This window comes from Brevundimonas sp. TWP1-3 (assembly GCF_049896085.1).
Classification (GTDB): Bacteria; Pseudomonadota; Alphaproteobacteria; order Caulobacterales; family Caulobacteraceae; genus Brevundimonas.
The window spans coordinates 1-1,346 of the sequence record NZ_JAFCTP010000015.1; the positions used below are offsets into that span (position 1 = coordinate 1).

Here is a 1,346-nt window from a genome sequence, read left to right on the forward strand (position 1 = left end):
AAAGAAAAAAGAAACGGCTCTTTGTCAATAAGGACTGATGAGTTGTGCAAAATCAAATCTGAGTCAGAATGAACCACATTCTGGCTCAGATTTTTTGTTATCTTACATTGATTAATTGATTGATCAAAAAGATTCTAATTCTCATGTTCTCAAATGATTTAAATCCGTAGGATACTCGTTTCATTGTCTTTATGTGGGTATTCTTCGCTTCTATTTTTCCATTGGAATAAGGATAGATCATTGCGTTGGTGATGCCTTCTTCATAGGTCAGAAGGTTTTGAAGCTTTTCCCGAAAGCTGTCATCTAACGTTTCGGGAAGTTCTGCCAATAAGGAGAAAAATAAGTCAGGGTCTTTGTCTCGAAAGGCTTCAACTAATTCATGAAAAAAGGGATACGCCTCCTTTAGGGGCGGAGAAAACTCAAGCAATCGATCAATCATCATTGCTTCAGTAAGAAATGGGTATTTTGGTGCTCGGAAACTTTTCCATGTTTTGTATTCATAATGGTTGATGTTTGCACGATTTTTTAGCAAAAAGCGCCAGTTCTTTTTCAGTTTTTCTGCCTGGCTTTTCTGTCCGGCTTTACGAAGTTCATTCATTTCACGGATACGCAACTCATTGAACGCTTGATTCATGTGTTTGACAATATGAAACCGATCAATCACGACTTTCGCATTTGGCAGAACACGTTTGGTGAGCTGGAAGTAGGCGGCGTTCATGTCTGTCACCAAGAATTCTACTTCTTCTGGATTGGTACAACCTAAGAAATAGCTTGTTAATCGAGGTAATTTACGCGTAGGCAAAACATCTATTAATTTTCCTGTTTCGCCATCCGCGCAAATAAAGCTCATCTTATCTTCTATGGAAGCATGCGAACGAAATTCGTCAACCATCAATACTCTGGGGAGGATCTTCTTAGATTGCTTTGGTAAATAGCTTTTAAACTCTTTCAATGTACGAATAACGGTGGTCAAAGATACCTGACAGCTTTTCGCAATAAAAGATAAAGATACTTTTTCAGTCAGTAAAGAAGCAATTTTATATCTGACATGATTCGCGATTGAATGTCTGGGTTGAACAAAATAACTTTGAGCCGTCCAATGGGTTCGACAGTTTTTACAGGTATAGCGCTGCTTTTTTAAGCGCATAACCAAAGGCATGTGATTGTATTGTTCAAAGCGGACAATCGTTTCCTTCTTCCCATTTTTCACTACAATTACTTTCCCGTTTCCATCTACCACAGTAGAACCACAATTTCTACAGGTATGGGGAGCAGGTGAGAAAACAGCATCGACGATCAACGTCGATGCTGTTCTCTCGCCTACTCCTCGTGCTTGTAGAAGTTGT

Annotated in this window: 1 protein-coding gene; it reads right to left on the reverse strand. The window is 39.1% G+C overall.

Translation table 11 applies throughout. The annotated features are described in order from the left end of the window. Positions 1 to 97 precede the first annotated feature (97 nt). Positions 98 to 1,346: ISL3 family transposase (locus ACP693_RS17625; protein WP_426050129.1), on the reverse strand; the 1,249-nt coding region annotated here is incomplete at its 5' end.